The following is a 604-nucleotide window of genomic DNA, read 5'->3' as shown; positions in this document are numbered from 1 at the left end:
ACTTATCCCTCCAGGGCCCGCCCATGTAGACGCCGTCAACTCCATGGCGTTTGCGAACAACCTCCTCACGACATTGAACGCGGGGTTTTGGGCCACAATTCCTTTGGATTACCTACTTCGCATTACTGGCCGATCAAATCTAAGAGCCTCAGAAGCAGGTAAGCTACCTGCTCCCACACCCGACCACCCTCTAGCACACCCCCTCCTCATTCGATCTCTTCGCCTCAATGCCTTGACGAACTCATACGCACCCCTATGGGCCGAGCTGTTTCACCGAACCTGGCCAGGGTATGAGGGGTGGGCGAACTCGGAGTGGCCGAATCTGAAGCCGCTGACCAGTCACCTCAAACCCACTTGGGACCACGACAGCCCGCTCCGGACGGAGTACGAGCGTCGTGCAGCTCTCGTCGAACTCGACGCACTGGTTTCCGTTTGGCTTGGCATTTCAGCCGACCAGGTGGTAGCGGTCTACAAGTCCCGCTATCCAGTGCTCTCCGACTACGAGTCGGCCATGTATTTCGACGCAAACGGTCGAAAGATCGCCGCAAACCACAACACCTACGGCCACAACCAAACCAAGCAAGATTACATCGACCTCTTGACC

The 604-nt window shown here is 57.0% G+C and carries 1 protein-coding gene; it reads left to right on the top strand.

All coding sequences use genetic code 11. From position 1 onward, the window contains the following. Positions 1-232: 232 nt before the first annotated feature. Positions 233-604, top strand: a 372-nt coding sequence (locus ABEA26_RS36205) for a hypothetical protein (RefSeq protein ID WP_345598343.1), incomplete at its 3' end; no start/stop codon positions are given.

The organism is Streptomyces marokkonensis, assembly GCF_039539045.1.
Taxonomy (GTDB): Bacteria; Actinomycetota; Actinomycetes; order Streptomycetales; family Streptomycetaceae; genus Streptomyces; species Streptomyces marokkonensis.
This window is presented reverse-complemented; position numbering and strand designations above follow the sequence as displayed.